Source organism: Streptomyces scopuliridis, from assembly GCF_042790125.1.
In the GTDB taxonomy this organism is placed as follows: domain Bacteria; phylum Actinomycetota; class Actinomycetes; order Streptomycetales; family Streptomycetaceae; genus Streptomyces; species Streptomyces scopuliridis_A.
On sequence record NZ_JBHTZS010000022.1, the window covers coordinates 96,761 to 112,094 of the forward strand.

A 15,334-nucleotide genomic window follows, 5' to 3' on the forward strand; every position below is an offset into this window, starting at 1 on the left:
TCTGGCCGCTGTACCGGGGCACGGCCATCCCGCTGGACTCCTGGCGAAACCGTTTGTGGCTCGACACCTGGGTCTTGCTGGGCGAACGAACCTGTGGGGCGCGGCTGTTGCCGCCCCCCTCTCGTCGTTGTTGGTCGTTGTCGGTCGACCTGGGCCGCCGTCGGACGGCCCAGGAATACGCTGAGACCGTGCCCGCACAGGAGTTCAAGCACTGCAGATTTGAACCATATGCGCGCTTGTTCTTACAGGAGTCACATAAGCTGACTTACTATCAGCTCACGCTGCGCGCGCATCTCGCGCACTACATGACCCTGGGGGAATCATGAGCTCGTCCGCCACGCGTCTCACGTGCTTCGCTCTGCTTTCAGCGATCGAGGAAGATCTACGCACTGCGATCCTTGGGGCGTGCAATGTCGCCGATGACGCACGAACCATTCTGAACGACGCGCGATACGAGAAGGCAGTCCCGCGGCTCCCTAAAGGCACCGACGCATCTTCAGCCACAGTTGCCTCGATAGTCCCATTTCTGGACTTTGCCGATGCTTACGAGGTGCTTAGCGGGCTAAAGGACCGGCTCCCGGAAGATCATCAAACCACCCTTAAACGCTTCGCCCCCCACCTGGGAAGACTTACCCAGGTGCGTAACCGGGTCGCACACACCCGCCCCATGGAGGTCGATGACCTCCCAACCGTGCATGATGTCGCTAAAGACGTCTGCACCGCGTCGAAAGCTCACTGGGCGAACGTATGCGAGGTCCTGCACAAGCTGGAAGACGACCCGTCCTACGTGCTCGGGCTAACGATAGACCTTATTTCTGACCCAGATAATGCCCCCCAACACAATCTGCCTCCCGCAGAGTTTGACGAGACGGGATTCTTTGGGCGCCGGAAGGAAGTAGATCGAATCAAGAAGGTAATCAAGGGCGCCTATCCCGTCGTTTCTATACTCGGAGACGGGGGATTAGGTAAAACCTCCATAGCCCTCAAAGCAGCTTACGAACTCCTTGACGATCCAAAAGCCAACTTCGAGGCTTTTGTATGGGTCACCGCTAAGGCTACTTCCCTCACAGTGAACGAGATTCAGCGGATTAGTGGGGCAATCGAAACTTCACTCGGCCTCTTCACTTCGGCGGCTGAACAACTAGGCGGCAAGCCGGCCTCTAAGGCAAACGACCCGATCGCTGAGGTGCTTTCCTACCTAGAACACTTCCGTGTTCTCTTGATCCTGGACAATCTGGAAACTGTCCTGGATGACAGATTGCGCGAATTCCTGCTCGACATTCCACTAGGTAGCAAAGTCATCGTCACTAGTCGTATAGGGCTCGGTATAGAAAACCCTGTAGCCCTTTCCCCCCTTTCGGATGACGACTCCACTCGCCTGCTATCCGCCTTGGCTCGTGTGCGCGACGTGAAGGCACTTCAGTCTCTGCCCTCGGCGAGTGTCTCCAACATGGTTCGCGCGATGAAGGGGCACCCTCTCTACATCCGTTGGTTCGTTGCTGGTGTACAGGCAGGAAAACGACCCGAGGAACTACTTAGCGGCAATAAACTACTGCTTGAGTTTTGCATGTCGAACGTTTACACACACCTCAATGAAGAGGCGAAATCTGTTCTTCGTTCGATGCAAGTGCTGCCCGGCCGCAGGAGTCAAGGGGAACTCGCTTTCCTGAACGACTATTCGGCTAGTTCCATACAATCCAGCCTGCTGGAGCTGCTGAAAACAAACTTTGTGCAGATGCAGGCAGCCTCGGGCAGCGACACATCGGTAACTACCTACCGCATCACTGAATTCGGAAAGCAGTACCTGGATAAACACCATCCAGCGAAGGTAGCAGACAGGACATACTTCGAGAGCCGCAGCAATGCATTGACGGAGCTCGGGACAGCACTGCAAGCGGAAAGTACAGCGTCTCCGTACGATCCCAAAACGATCGACATTCAAGGTTCTGGAGATTTCAGCGTAGCTCAAATCCTAAGAGCGGCTCTGCGTGATTATGATCGCGGTGAGTTCGACAAGGCGCTGGCAGGTTGCCGAGACGCCCAGTTGCTAGCACCTACTTACCACGAAGCCTGGAGAGTCGAAGCATTCGTTCACGTCGAACGGAAGGACCTCGCAGATGCCCGTGCAGCGTATGAACAGTCCCACGAGCTGGCGCCGGAATCAGCCACGTTGAACTACTTTTATGGTTCGTTCCTAATCGACGAAGCCTTGGATTACCAGCGAGGTCTTGAACTTCTGCAAAGAGCGGCCGTTCTGGCTGAGGTTCCGCCTGCGGTTATCAACCAAATAACTTGGGCGCACATACAGCTGCGCGACTACGCTGCGGCCCTAGTCAGCACCTCACACGCCCTATCCCTCAAACCGACAAAAGATGACGGTTCCATAGCCATAACGATGGGAGCGCGCGCTGCCGTTTACGAAGTCCAGCAGCATCTGGACCATATGCGCACTGGCGCTGCTGTCGAGACCATCGAGGCGGCTGTCGAGATCGCGGAGACAGCTAGATTGGAGATACTGCAAGGGGAGGCGGCTGACCGACTGGTCCAATTGATCAATCTGGCCGAAGATATCAGCGAAAATGCTGAGGAGGAGTTCTTCGCAGCAAGTTGCCGGACTTTCGCCGCACGACTCAGAGACCGCCTGCGCGCTCTCGACGACGCCCTGCTTACCAGAAGACTGGGAATTTTGAAGGCCGTGCGGGACGACAAGAAGTTCGGATTCCTAATTTCGTGGCAGAGAGAATACTTCTTCCACCTGAGCGACCTGCAAGCCGAATCTGAGTGGCCATACCTTTCAGAGGGTGTCCCTGTGGCTTTCACGCCAGACGAAGAGAATATCCGTGGACCGCGGGCCACAGATATTCGATGGCTGGGATGAGGAGACGAGATTCCCTGCAAAGTGCGACGCGCGACACTCTAAGGCCGTGGGCACGCTAATCTTTCGCACGTGGGATAATGACTGTCGACAAGTACACCCAAAAGTCTTCAGCAAGGAAGGCAAGTGCAGCAGGCCAGTCCACGAGGTACGTACTTGCAAGTCTCCGAGTCTCTGCGTCAACAGATCAATGCAGGAGAGACGAGCGATGCCTTACCGTCGGAGGCTGCCCTCATGCGTTCCCACGACATCTCCCGTAACACGATCCGGCGCGCGCTCAAGGCGCTGGAGGCCGATGGCGTTGTTGTGCCGGCTCCCGGCATCGGATGGCGCATCGTCCGAGACGGCGATCAGCGTTCTCTCTCGGAGCGGATAACTGACCTCATCGCCGAAGATTCGCTTTCAGTGGGGGACGTCTATCCGTCCGAAGCGAAGCTGTGCGAGCGGTTCAGTGCCTCTCGCACAGCAGTGCGTCGCGTGCTCGCTCAGATGGAGGGAAGTGGCTTGTTCGTCACCGTTCACGGCGACCGACCGTTACGGCACGGGCCTTCGCTACCGCGCCCGCTACTTCAGCCTCGACGGAACCGGAAAGTCAAAGAGTTTCCGCGACGGTCAGAAGCGCCTCTTGCCGCGGCCGGAGTCGTGGCGGTGGCCCTGCCTGCCCGCCATGGTCAGACCCAGGTGTCGAGCCACATCCGGTTGCGCCAGGAGTCCAGTGGGATCGCCGTGCCCGTGTACAGCGGCCAGAAGTAGATGAAGTTCCAGATGATCAGCAGGACCAGTACCCCGGCGCCGACCGCGCCGATGGTCCTGCGTCTCTCGTCCGAGCCCGCCGGCCCCACGATCGCGCCGATCATCATCGTCACCGCGAGACAGAGGAACGGGACGAAGACGACCGCGTAGAAGAGGAAGATCGTCCGCTCCTGGTACAGGAACCAGGGCACCCAGCCTGCCGCCACCGCGCAGGCGATCGCGCCCGCGCGCCAGTCGCGGCGGAAGAACCAGCGGTACAGCACGTAGCAGAGCGCGAAGGCCCCCGCCCACCACAGCAGCGGGGTGCCGATCGCCAGCACCTCGCGGGCGCATTTGCCGACCGTGGACGCCGGGCAGCCGTCGGTGCCGGCCTCCGGGTCCTCGTAGAAGTACGAGACCGGACGGCCCAGGACGATCCAGCTCCACGGGTTCGACTGGTAGGTGTGGCCCGAGGTCAGGTTGACGTGGAAGCTGTAGACCTCGTTCTCGTAGTGCCAGAGGCTGCGCAGCCAGTCGGGCAGCCAGGTGAAGTAGCCGCCCTTGCCCGCCGTCTCGGCCCAGTTCCGGAAGTAGCCCTTGTCGGTGACGATCCAGCCGGTCCAGGTGGCGACGTACGTGACGATCGCGACCGGGACCGTCGAGAAGAAGGCGGGCACGACATCGCGGCGCAGCACCGCGAGGTACGGCCGTACCGCACCGGCCGTACGGCGCGCGCTCACGTCCCAGAACACCGCCATCAGCGCGAAGGCGGCCAGGATGTAGAGCCCGTTCCACTTCGTCGCGAAGGCCAGGCCCAGCATCAGCCCGGCCGCGAGCCGCCAGGGGCGCCGGCCGAGCCGCAGATTCTCGGCGACCGCGCGGTCCGGGCGCAGGACGCCCTCCGCCTCGTCCAGCGGGAGCGCCGCCGCCAGTCTCCGCCGTGCCCAGTCGCGGTCGATCAGCAGACAGCCGAAGGCGGACAGCACGAAGAACATCAGCACGAGGTCGAGCAGGGCCGTACGGCTCATCACGAAGTGCAGGCCGTCCACCGCGAGCAGCGCGCCCGCCAGGCACCCCAGGAACGTGGAACGGAACAGCCGCCGCCCGATCCGGCAGAGCAGCAGCACCGAGAGCGTGCCGAGCACCGCCACCATGAAGCGCCAGCCGAAGGGGTTGAACCCGAAGAAGTACTCGCCGAGGCCGATGACCCACTTGCCCACCGGCGGATGCACCACATAGCCGGGATCCGTGGGCACCGGGACCGAGGACGGATCCTTCAGGATCGACGTGTCGATGTCCTTGGGCCAGCTGCCCTCGTACCCCTGGTTGATGAGCGCCCAGGCGTCCTTCGCGTAGTACGTCTCATCGAATATCACCGCCTTGGGGCTGCCCAGATTCCAGAACCGCAGCACCCCGGCGACCAGTGCCACGAGCAGCGGCCCGCCCCACGCGGACCAGCGGATCATCCGCTCCGCGAGCCGGGGAGGCACGCCGAGCACGGCCCACAGCCGCTCCGAGGGGCGGGTGTACGGCGGCACCAGCCGCTCGCGCAGCCCGGTCACCGGCCTGGGCACATGGCCGAATCGGCGCAGCCGCTGAGGCCATGAGGGCGGCTTGTCGCCGGCGTCGTGCCCATGGAGGGCTTCTGGCGCAGTACTGGTCACCGCGCCATCGTAGGGAACGCCGCTGTGCGTGGGGCGCCTCGCGCCCTGCGAGGATGGCGGATGTGATTGGAACGCTGGTACTCGCAGGGACGCCCATCGGTGATGTCACGGACGCGCCGCCCCGGCTCTCCACCGAGCTGGAGACCGCCGACGTGATCGCCGCCGAGGACACGCGGCGGCTGCGCAGGCTCACCCAGGCGCTCGGTGTGCACACCCGCGGCCGGGTCATGTCGTACTTCGAGGGCAACGAGTCCGCGCGGACGCCGGAGCTGGTCGAGGCGCTGACGGGCGGGGCGCGGGTGCTGCTGGTCACGGACGCGGGCATGCCGTCCGTCTCCGACCCCGGCTACCGGCTGGTGGCGGCGGCGGTCGAACGGGACATCAGGGTCACGGCCGTGCCGGGCCCGTCGGCCGTGCTGACCGCGCTGGCGCTCTCCGGGCTGCCGGTGGACCGTTTCTGCTTCGAGGGTTTCCTGCCCCGCAAGGCGGGCGAGCGGCTCGGCCGGCTGCGGGAGGCCGCCGACGAGCGGCGCACGCTCGTTTACTTCGAGGCGCCGCACCGCCTGGACGACACCCTCGCCGCGATGGCCGAGGTCTTCGGCGCCGACCGCAGGGCGGCCGTCTGCCGCGAACTGACCAAGACCTACGAAGAGGTGCGGCGCGGCGGTCTCGGCGAGCTGGCGGCCTGGGCGGCCGAGGGCGTACGGGGGGAGATCACCGTGGTCGTGGAGGGCGCCCCGGAGCCGGTGCCCGGCGAGCTGGACCCCGAGGAGCTGGTGCGGCGGGTGCGGGTGCGCGAGGAGGCGGGGGAGCGGCGCAAGGAGGCGATCGCCGCCGTCGCCGCCGAGGCGGGGTTGCCCAAGCGCGAGGTGTTCGACGCGGTCGTCGCGGCGAAGAACGCGGCACGCACGGCCCCGTAGCGCGGATTTCCTCCCCGCCGACGGCAAAGGACTCTCGCGAAATGTAAAGCGCAGACCGCGTGCCGAGCCCTTTGGGCATGAGAATGCCAAGACCACTCCATTAATCGACAGGGCTGATGCGCTCCCGCTGTCAAAGGCGTCCACTTGGTCAGTGGAGAGGAGCTGGCATGAGTGAGATCACGGGTACCGCCGCTGCCCACGAGGCATATGCCTTTTGTTGTATGCGTTGTGGGCACGGCTGGGAGCAGTCGTACGACATAGAGCACCACGTCGACGGCTCGGGACACAATTTCGTCGTCTACAAGTCCGAGGGGGTTCGGGTACCTTCCCCGCTGTCCAGCCCGAATTGCGTCAATTGCGGGGGGCATATCGTCCGCATCATGCGTTCCGGCCAGGTCTCGTCGGTACGGGCGCTCATGGCGGAGCGGCACCACCCGGCGAAGGCCAAGCGCGCGGCGGCGGCCGAGGAGATACCGGCGCAGGGCGGGGAGATACCCGCCGGAGCCATGGAAGCCGGCGGACCCGCCCCGGCGGGGGAGGACGGGGTGACCGCGGCGGCCGGAACGGACAAGGCGGCCAGGCAGCACCACTGGCACCTCTCCGACCTCCTGCACCCCTTCCAGCACCAGCACCGCACGTGAGCCGCCCCGAGCCGCCCGTACGCCGAGTCGCCGTACACCGCGTGTGATCTCCCGGGCGCGGCCCTCGTAGGATCGCGCCCATGAGTGCGAAACAAGCCCCGCCGCCGCTGCCCGAGCCCCTTCGGGTGCCGGTCGCGGACGCGCACACCCACCTGGACATGCAGGACGGCACGGTCGAGGACGGTCTCGCCAAGGCTGCCTCGGTCGGTGTGACGACGGTGGTCCAGGTGGGGTGCGACATCAAGGGCTCGCGGTGGGCCGCGGAGACGGCGGCGGCGTACGAGAACGTCCACGCGGCGGTCGCGCTGCACCCCAACGAAGCGCCCCGCATCGTGCACGGCGACCCCGACGGCTGGTCGCGGCAGGGGGCCCGGGAGGGCGGCGGCGACACGGCGCTGGACGACGCGCTGGCCGAGATCGACCGGCTGGCCGCCCTGGAGCGGGTACGGGCCGTCGGCGAGACGGGCCTGGACTACTTCCGTACGGGACCCGAGGGCATGGCCGCCCAGGAGCGCTCCTTCCGCGCCCATATCGAGATCGCCAAACGCCATGGCAAGGCGCTCGTGATCCACGATCGCGAGGCGCACGCCGATGTGCTGCGCATCCTCGCGGAAGAAGGCGCTCCGGAACGCACGGTGTTCCATTGTTATTCCGGTGACGCAGAAATGGCTGAGGTGTGTGCGGCGGCCGGCTATTACATGTCTTTTGCGGGCAATGTCACATTCAAAAACGCTCAGCCGTTGCGTGACGCGCTCACAGTAGCGCCATTGGAGCTTGTTCTCGTCGAGACGGACGCGCCCTTTCTTACGCCGGCGCCCTACCGCGGCCGGCCCAATGCGCCGTATCTCATTCCGGTCACGTTGCGGGCGATGGCCGAGGTGCGTGGGATCGGTGAGGATGCCATGGCCGAGGCGATTTCCCGTAATACGGCGCGTGCCTTCGGTTACTGACGCATAACGGACCGGGGGGTGTGGGCGGGGTAGTGCAGGGTAGCGGTGGCACGCTGTGTAGTCGAGTCGCTTTGGAGAGTGACGAAGCCTCCATTAGTCTCCGGGGGCACCGCGGTCATGGGCATCCGGGCCGCGGCGGGCCGGACCGGATCTCGTGGAGCGTCGTGAGCAATGCGCAGGGCAGTCACCGTGCCGCACGGGGCGGGTTCGGCCGCCGTAAACCCGACCAGCCCGGAGCCGCGCCGCCAGGAGCCACCCTTTCGCCCCGGGCCGTCCTGCCCAAGGTCGCTCTGCCCAGGCCCGCCGCCTCCCCGGAGACGCTGCGCCGGCTCGTCCCGCAGGCGCTGGTCGTCGCCTTCCTCGCCGGTGGCACCTCGGCGTTCCTCGTCAACGACAAGGCCGTGAAACTCACCGTCGACGGCGGCGAGCCACGCACCTTGCACACCTTCGCCGGAGAGGTCGAGGAGCTGCTCGCGCACGAGGGCGTGTCGGTCGGCGCGCACGACATCGTCGCCCCGGCGCCCGGCGCGGAGCTGGCCAACGGCGACGAGGTCGTCGTCCGCTACGGGCGGCCCGTACTCCTCACCCTCGACGGACACCGGCGCCAGGTGTGGACGACGGCCCGCACCGTCGAGGGCGCGCTGCGCCAGCTCGGGGTGCGTGCGGAGGGCGCGTTCCTCTCCGTCTCGCGCTCCGCCGCGATCTCCCGCACCGGACTGACCCTGGACGTACGGACCGAGCGCACCGTGACGTTCATGGCGGACGGCCGCGAGCACACGATCCGTACCAACGCGGCGACCGTGGCCGAGGCCCTGGCGCAGGCCGGCCTGGCGCTGGACGGGCAGGACACCACGTCCGTACCGCCCGGCACCTTCCCGCGCGACGGCTCGACGATCACCGTCATGCGGATCAGCGCGGATGAGCAGGTGCGCGACGAGCCGGTCCCGTACGACACCGTACGGACCCAGGACCCCGGCCTCTTCCGGGGAACCGAAGTGATCGACCAGCAGGGCAGGCCGGGCGCGCGCCGGGTCACGTACGCCCTGCGCACCGTCAACGGCGTCAAGGAGAAGCCGCGGAAGATCCACGAAGAGGTGGTGCGCCGGGCGGTGACTCAGCGGGTGAGGGTGGGTACGCGGACGGCGCCGTCCTCCGTGTCCGGCGCGGACGGGCTCAACTGGGCCGGGCTCGCCGCCTGCGAGTCGGGCGGCCGGCCGGGGGCGGTCGACGCGTCGGGGAACTACGGCGGGCTGTACCAGTTCGACACCGGCACCTGGCACGCCCTCGGCGGTCGCGGCAAGCCACAGGACGCACCGGCCGAGGAACAGACGTACCGCGCGAAGAAGCTCTACGTGCAGCGGGGGGCGAGCCCGTGGCCGCACTGCGGCCGTAGGCTGACCGGGTGAGCACCACTGAGCCCGACGCCCCTGAGCCGCACGCACCTGAGCAGCTCGCCGCTGAGACCCACGCCGCTGAGACCCACGCCGCCGAGCCCGCCGCGTCTCATGCCCCTGACGCCCCCGATGGCCCCGGCGCCCCTGATGGCTCCGACGCCCCTCATGGCCCTGATGGCCTCCTGGGGCCCGCGGACATCCGTGAACTGGCCGCGGCGCTGGGCGTACGCCCGACCAAACAGCGCGGACAGAACTTCGTCATCGACGCCAACACCGTCCGCAGGATCGTCCGCACCGCCGAGGTGCGCCCGGACGATGTCGTCGTGGAGATCGGCCCGGGGCTCGGCTCGCTGACGCTGGCGCTGCTGGAGGCGGCGGACCGGGTGACGGCAGTGGAGATCGACGACGTCCTGGCGGGCGCGCTGCCCGCGACGATCGAGGCGAGGATGCCGGCGCGCGCCGGGCGCTTCTCGCTCGTGCACTCCGACGCGATGCGGGTCCAGGAACTGCCGGGCCCGGCGCCGACCGCGCTGGTCGCGAACCTCCCGTACAACGTGGCCGTCCCGGTGCTGCTGCACATGCTGGAGCGCTTCCCGACGATCGAGCGGACGCTGGTGATGGTCCAGGCGGAGGTCGCCGACCGGCTGGCCGCCGCGCCGGGCAGCAAGGTGTACGGGGTGCCGTCCGTGAAGGCCAACTGGTACGCGGACGTCAAGCGGGCCGGCGCCATCGGCCGTACCGTCTTCTGGCCCGCGCCCAATGTGGACTCGGGCCTGGTCTCACTGGTGCGCAGGGCGGAGCCGGTGAAGACGACGGCCTCCAGGGCCGAGGTCTTCGCGGTCGTCGACGCGGCCTTCGCGCAGCGCCGCAAGACGCTGCGCGCGGCGCTCGCGGGCTGGGCGGGCTCGGCGCCGGCGGCGGAGGCGGCGCTCGTCGCGGCGGGAGTCTCGCCACAGGCGCGCGGCGAGGCGCTGACGGTCGAGGAGTTCGCGCGGATCGCGGAGTCGAAGGGGGCCAGTAAGTGACCGCCACGGAACAGGCACGCGCGGGGGTACGGGTACGGGTGCCCGCGAAGGTGAACGTACAACTGGCGGTGGGCGCGGCCCGCCACGACGGCTTCCACGACCTGGCGAACGTTTTCCTCGCCGTGGGCCTGTACGACGAGATCACGGTCACCCCGGCCGACGAACTGCGCATCACCTGTACGGGTCCTGATGCGGCCCAGGTCCCCCTGGACCACACCAACCTGGCCGCGCGCGCGGCCCTGGCGCTGGCGGAACGGCACGGCATCGACCCGCGCGTCCATATCCATATCGCCAAGGACATCCCCGTCGCGGGCGGCATGGCGGGCGGCAGCGCGGACGGCGCGGGCGCGCTGCTGGCCTGTGACACTCTCTGGTCGCTGGGCTCCTCGCGGGACGAACTCCTCGCGATCTGCGCAGAGTTGGGGAGCGATGTGCCCTTCAGCCTGATCGGCGGGGCGGCGCTGGGCACGGGCCGGGGCGAACAGCTCACGCCCCTGGAGGTCGGCGGCTCCTTCCACTGGGTGTTCGCGGTCGCCGATGGCGGCCTGTCCACGCCGACGGTGTTCCGCGAGTTCGACCGCCAGACGGAAGGCACACCCGTCCCCGCCCCCTCGGCCGACCCCGCTCTCCTGGACGCCCTCCGCACAGGCGACGCCACCGCCCTGGCCGGCACCCTGTCCAACGACCTCCAGCCCGCGGCCCTCACCCTGCGCCCCTCCCTCGCCGACACCCTGACGGCGGGCACGACGGCGGGCGCCCTGGCAGCCCTGGTCTCGGGCTCGGGCCCGACAACGGCCTTCCTGACAAAGGACCAGGACGCGGCGCAGGAGGTGGCCCAAGCACTCCTCACCTCGGGCACCTGCCGCACGACACGGGTGGCACCGTCCCCGGCGCGGGGGGCGACGGTGGTGGAGCGGGTTGGCGCCTGACGGCGGTGCAGCGGGCATCGGGTCGAAGCGGCTTACTGTACGTGGACTTGGCCAACACCTACTGTGATGCGGCACACCGCGCTTTCACGGAGGGCTACGCGTATGGAACCGGAGTTGGCCGCTTTGGCGGGAACGACACTTGTCACCTCGTCGGCGACCGATCAGCGGTGACCGGTCGCAACGACGGACGGGCCGAGGACCAAGCGCGCGTCTATCAGGCTTCGGGCGACCAGCACATCACCGAGCATCATCATCACGGCCCGTCGTGGTCCGGGCCGGACTCGGTACGCCATCCCGCCGTGGGCCGGGCGCCCGCGATACTCCGTGACCGCGACGAGCTCATGGAGCGTCTGCGGGCCGCCGTCGGGGAAGGCGCCGGAAACGGCGTCTTCGTCCTCCACGGCCTCGGAGGCTGCGGAAAGACGGCCGTCGCCTACACGCTCTTCCGGTACGCGGCGAACGAGGCCGATCGCCTCACTCTCTGGGTGAACGCCTCCGACCACGCCTCCTTACGCGCCGGCATGCTCGCCGTGGCCGCCGACCGGGGAGCGGGCGAGGGCGAGTTAATGGCCGCGCGCAACGGTCTCCGCGCGGCGGCCGACCTGGTCTGGGACCGGCTCGACCACTCCGACCGGCCCTGGTTACTGGTCCTCGACAACGCGGACGATCCAGCGGTGCTGCGCGACGGCGGCTGGTTGCGCACGAGTCCGCGCGGCACCGTTCTCGTAACCACCCGTCAGTCGGCCAACCACTGGTGGCCCGCCGCCGAACTGCTCCACGTCGGTGTGCTGCCACGTCCCGAAGCCGCCCAGGTGCTGTGTGACCTCGCGCCGGGCACCGGGACCGTCGAGGAGGCCGGCACCATCGCCGACCGGCTCGGCCGCCTTCCGCTCGCGCTGACGCTCGCCGGCGGATTCCTTGCGCACCAGGTGATCGAGCCCTGGACCATGGCCGAGTACGGCCGGCGCCTCGAAGGCCGCCAGGACCCCATCGAACTGATCGATCAGGGCGCGGGCGCCGCCGGCAACGACTCACGCCATCTGATCAGCGGCACCTGGCAGCTCTCGCTCAACGCTCTCGTCAGGCAGGGGCTGCCTGACGCCACCCCGCTGCTGAGGCTGCTGGCCTGCTGGGCGAGCGACCCGCTCCCGCTCTCACTGCTCAGTGGCGTCGAACTCGGCCCGGATCTGCCGGCGGCGCGCGTCGAACTGACGCTGCGTGGGCTCCTCGACCACTCGCTCACCGAGCTCGTACCCGGCGGCAGCGTGCGGTGCCTGCGCACCCATGGGGTGCTGCTCGACAGCGTTGCCCGCGGTACGCCCGACGACCAGCGCGACCGGCTCGCCGCCACAGCCGCCACTCTCCTGGCATCGGCCCTTCCCGACATGCCCGAGCGCGGGATACGGGACGCCCGGCTCAACCTCCTCACCTCGCATGTCCTCGTGCTCCTTCGACGCGTACGGGACTGGTCCGCCGTGCGACAGGCGACCGCGGAGGCGGCGGTCGCATGCGCGCTGCGGCTGGTGACGGCTCAGCACCGTGCCGGTGACTACGCGACGGCGCTCGCCGTCGCGAACCAGGCCGTGGAACTCGCGACGCCCCGGCTGGGAGAGGACCACCTCCTCGTGCTGAGGCTCCGTCAACGCGTGGGGAAATCCGTCGATCGTCTGGGACGTCTCGCCGAGGCGGCGGAGCTGCACCGCCGGGTGCTCGCCGATCTGGAGCGCGCGTACGGGGCGGATTCACCGGACACGCTGACGAGTTGTCTGCAGTTGTCGCGCCCTCTCACCTGGCTCGGTGACACGGCGGAGGCCGTGGCGCTGATGCGCCGGGCGGCGAGCGGCCGGGCAGCGCGACTGGGCCCTTCGCATCCACTGGCACTGGAGGCGCGAGCGTGTCTGCTGGAGTTGCCCCCGGGGGCCGAGCTGGACGAGGAAGCCCCGGCAGGGCCCGGCCTGGTCGCCGCCTGCCGCCGCGAACTCGGCCCGGATCACCCGATCACGCTCTCGGCCGAGCTCAACTGCGCGCACGCCCTGTTCAATACCGGCAAGCCGGCCGAAGCGCTGCCGCTGGCTCGCAGGGCCCTGGCCGCTCATGAGCTGCGTTACGGAGCCGAGTATCCGATCACGATGGCCTCCCGGAGTCTGCTGAGCAGTGTCCTCGCCGCGCTGGGTGAGCTTCCGGAGGCCGTCGAGCAGATCGAGTCCGTGATCGAGGGGAGAGAGCGGGTACTCGGCCCTCGTCACCCGTGGACGCTGGTGGCCCGGGAGAAGCTCGCCACGTACCGGGACCGTCAGGGAAACACGTAGCCACGGGGGCGGAGTCCGGGTGGACCGGCGTGGCCGGCCGCGCCTGGCGCGAACTCGTCACTCAGCGTTGCACCTTGATGTGTGCTCGGTCATAATCGCGCCAACTCACCTGGAGGATTCGCGTGATTCGTGCGTGGGAAGCAGATCCCTCTTCACCGCTGGTCCGTCGTCTGGGTAAATCCCCCGAGGAATTGGGGACAACGGGCGGCGAGTCCGGCTGCCCGGATGTCTGGGAGCTGGAGAACGGTGATATCGCAGTGGTCGGCAGGGATCTCACCGATTCCTATCGGGCGCGTCTTCCCGAGGGCCTGAAAATCGCCCCGGACGAGCGGTTGGTCATCATTCCGCGCAAGACGGCCGTGGCCGCGAAGGAGGACATTCCGGATGCATAGCGTCCTGGCGGCTGCGACCGGCGACCGGCTTGAACTGGACGCGTACCTGGAAGATTTCGACAAGCACTTCTGGCACGCGGGCGGCGCGGGCTTCTGGAAGCTGGAACGCCGGCAGACCTTCAGAGAGCCCGGAGTGAAGAGCTGGGAAGCGTTCTTCCGCGGGGAGTGGGGGAAGGCTCTCTCACTCATCTCCGAGCAGCGAGGTCATTACGAGAGATACTTCCGGAAGATCGCGGACCATGGCTTCGGTCTCCACCGTGTCCGTGTGGTCGAGGAGCCCATCACCCCCTATCTGCAATGGGAACTCAACCTTCTGCATCTGAAGGAGCAATGCGGAGAAGACACGCGGGTCGTGGGGCCGGACGGCATCGCATTACTTGAGGCCGATGGTGCATTACCGGAAATCGCCATCATCGGATCCTCGGTGCTGTACGAGATCGTGTATGACGGCGACGGAAACCTTACCGGCGGCATGAAATACACCGACGGTGCGGCGATCGCCGAATGCAAGCGCATCATTCTGGACATGTATGAATCCGGAGAGCGGCTCAACAGCTTCTTCGAGCGCCGCGTAGCCTCCCTTCCCGCCCCGGTCGTGCACAACCTTCAAGCGTAGAGTCCGGGTGTCCGGTCTCGTGAAATATCGGGCGGGTCCATGCGTGTCATCCTGGTGTCCTATTCGGCGCAAGGATTCGCGGTACTGCAGGCTGTCTGTGAACGGGCCGGGCACACACCCGTGGCGTACGTACACGCGCGGTCTCTGACGCCCGGCGGGCCGACGAGGTCCGGCGCCGGACCGGTGATCGGTGAGATCGCCGACAGGATTCCGCAAGGGGTCGATCTCCTTCTGCCCGGCAGCAAGAAGATGCTGGCGCAGACCCTGCGCGGCTATGGCGCGGACCTCCTGATCTGTTACGGGTTCCCGTGGAAGTTCCCGCCCGCCGCCCTGCGGGCCACGTCGCTGGGAGCCATCAACGTTCATACGTCGATGCTGCCGAAATACCGCGGGCCCATCCCCGTCAATTGGGCGATCAGGAACGGTGACCCGGACATCGGTGTGAGTATCCACTGGATGGACGAGGAATTCGATTCGGGTGGAATCCTGATCCAGGAATCCGGAATCGCGCTGGACGACGATGTACGTCCGGAACGGATCTGGGGTGCGGTCGACGGATTCATTTCGCGCCTTCTCCCCACGGCTCTTGAGCGTGTGGAGGAAGGGTTTCCGGGTACCGCGCAGTGCGCCGCGCACGCCTCTTACGCGGGATGGATGGAGCCCGGCTTCTCCCGTATCGACTGGGGGCACACCAGGAGCCGGATCCACCACCAGGTACGCGCCATACGGTTTGGCAGTTCGGGTACGTCCGGTCCGATCGCGTGGGTGGCGGACAAACGGATCAGGGTGTTACGGACCTCCCTCGAACCCGCCGACGGTGTAGAGGTGAGGTGCGTGGACGGGCCGCTCTGGGTCGTGGAATCGTTGCCCGCCTGAGCCCGTACGCG

The 15,334-nt window shown here is 67.2% G+C and carries 13 protein-coding genes and 2 pseudogenes; 14 read left to right on the top strand and 1 reads right to left on the bottom strand.

What is annotated here, in order from left to right; translation table 11 throughout:
- The 4 genes and pseudogenes from ACFRKB_RS27950 to ACFRKB_RS27965 all read left to right on the top strand — a co-directional run.
- Window positions 1-326, top strand: a 326-nt coding sequence (locus tag ACFRKB_RS27950; RefSeq protein WP_383109272.1) for a hypothetical protein, incomplete at its 5' end; no start/stop codon positions are given.
- Entirely contained in the window at window positions 323-2,878 is a 2,556-nt protein-coding gene (locus ACFRKB_RS27955; RefSeq protein WP_383109273.1) for an NB-ARC domain-containing protein, read from the top strand. The genes ACFRKB_RS27950 and ACFRKB_RS27955, both read left to right, overlap by 4 nt.
- 123 nt (window positions 2,879-3,001) lie before the next feature.
- A pseudogene (locus ACFRKB_RS27960) lies at window positions 3,002-3,451 on the top strand (GntR family transcriptional regulator); the annotation flags it as partial.
- Window positions 3,402-3,521, top strand: a pseudogene (locus ACFRKB_RS27965) (site-specific integrase); the annotation flags it as partial. The pseudogenes ACFRKB_RS27960 and ACFRKB_RS27965, both read left to right, overlap by 50 nt.
- Window positions 3,522-3,546: 25 nt before the next feature.
- On the opposite strand, the gene ACFRKB_RS27970 reads toward ACFRKB_RS27965, so the two are convergent.
- A complete protein-coding gene (locus ACFRKB_RS27970) occupies window positions 3,547-5,271 on the bottom strand; it encodes a dolichyl-phosphate-mannose--protein mannosyltransferase (protein WP_383109274.1) in 1,725 nt (574 codons plus the stop codon).
- A gap of 53 nt (window positions 5,272-5,324) precedes the next feature.
- Between ACFRKB_RS27970 and rsmI the strand changes: the two genes are divergently transcribed.
- The 10 genes from rsmI to ACFRKB_RS28020 all read left to right on the top strand — a co-directional run bounded on the left by rsmI (window position 5,325) and on the right by ACFRKB_RS28020 (window position 15,323).
- A complete protein-coding gene (gene rsmI / locus ACFRKB_RS27975) occupies window positions 5,325-6,191 on the top strand; it encodes a 16S rRNA (cytidine(1402)-2'-O)-methyltransferase (RefSeq protein WP_383109275.1) in 867 nt (288 codons plus the stop codon).
- 167 nt (window positions 6,192-6,358) lie between these two features.
- Window positions 6,359-6,832, top strand: coding sequence for a hypothetical protein (locus tag ACFRKB_RS27980; protein WP_383109276.1), 474 nt, complete (start codon window positions 6,359-6,361; stop codon window positions 6,830-6,832).
- Between the two features lie 80 nt (window positions 6,833-6,912).
- The gene (locus ACFRKB_RS27985; protein ID WP_383109277.1) at window positions 6,913-7,782 is read left to right on the top strand and encodes a TatD family hydrolase; all 870 of its coding nucleotides are present in this window, start codon (window positions 6,913-6,915) and stop codon (window positions 7,780-7,782) included.
- A 164-nt stretch (window positions 7,783-7,946) separates the two neighbouring features.
- Complete coding sequence (locus ACFRKB_RS27990) at window positions 7,947-9,188, top strand: ubiquitin-like domain-containing protein (RefSeq protein ID WP_383109278.1); 1,242 nt, start codon at window positions 7,947-7,949, stop codon at window positions 9,186-9,188.
- A 170-nt stretch (window positions 9,189-9,358) separates the two neighbouring features.
- Window positions 9,359-10,201 carry a 16S rRNA (adenine(1518)-N(6)/adenine(1519)-N(6))-dimethyltransferase RsmA gene (gene rsmA, locus ACFRKB_RS27995; RefSeq protein ID WP_383109303.1) on the top strand — a complete coding sequence of 281 codons (843 nt, stop codon included), beginning with the start codon at window positions 9,359-9,361 and terminating at the stop codon, window positions 10,199-10,201.
- Window positions 10,198-11,130 (top strand): 4-(cytidine 5'-diphospho)-2-C-methyl-D-erythritol kinase, encoded by a 933-nt coding sequence (locus ACFRKB_RS28000; RefSeq protein ID WP_383109279.1) that lies wholly within the window; start codon window positions 10,198-10,200, stop codon window positions 11,128-11,130. The genes rsmA and ACFRKB_RS28000 overlap by 4 nt, the downstream gene beginning before the upstream one ends.
- A 167-nt stretch (window positions 11,131-11,297) precedes the next feature.
- Complete coding sequence (locus ACFRKB_RS28005; protein WP_383109280.1) at window positions 11,298-13,439, top strand: tetratricopeptide repeat protein; 2,142 nt, start codon at window positions 11,298-11,300, stop codon at window positions 13,437-13,439.
- A gap of 122 nt (window positions 13,440-13,561) precedes the next feature.
- Window positions 13,562-13,831, top strand: coding sequence for a hypothetical protein (locus ACFRKB_RS28010; protein ID WP_383109281.1), 270 nt, complete (start codon window positions 13,562-13,564; stop codon window positions 13,829-13,831).
- A complete protein-coding gene (locus ACFRKB_RS28015; protein ID WP_383109283.1) occupies window positions 13,824-14,447 on the top strand; it encodes a DUF6879 family protein in 624 nt (207 codons plus the stop codon). The genes ACFRKB_RS28010 and ACFRKB_RS28015 overlap by 8 nt, the downstream gene beginning before the upstream one ends.
- A 183-nt stretch (window positions 14,448-14,630) precedes the next feature.
- Complete coding sequence (locus ACFRKB_RS28020; RefSeq protein ID WP_383109284.1) at window positions 14,631-15,323, top strand: methionyl-tRNA formyltransferase; 693 nt, start codon at window positions 14,631-14,633, stop codon at window positions 15,321-15,323.
- Window positions 15,324-15,334: the final 11 nt, after the last annotated feature.

Coding starts and splice junctions, on each gene's coding strand:
- ACFRKB_RS27955 (WP_383109273.1), top strand. CDS start 323: ATGAGCTCGTCCGCCACGCGTCTCACGTGCTTCGCTCTGCTTTCAGCG.
- ACFRKB_RS27980 (WP_383109276.1), top strand. CDS start 6,359: ATGAGTGAGATCACGGGTACCGCCGCTGCCCACGAGGCATATGCCTTT.
- ACFRKB_RS28015 (WP_383109283.1), top strand. CDS start 13,824: ATGCATAGCGTCCTGGCGGCTGCGACCGGCGACCGGCTTGAACTGGAC.
- rsmI (WP_383109275.1), top strand. CDS start 5,325: ATGGCGGATGTGATTGGAACGCTGGTACTCGCAGGGACGCCCATCGGT.
- ACFRKB_RS27985 (WP_383109277.1), top strand. CDS start 6,913: ATGAGTGCGAAACAAGCCCCGCCGCCGCTGCCCGAGCCCCTTCGGGTG.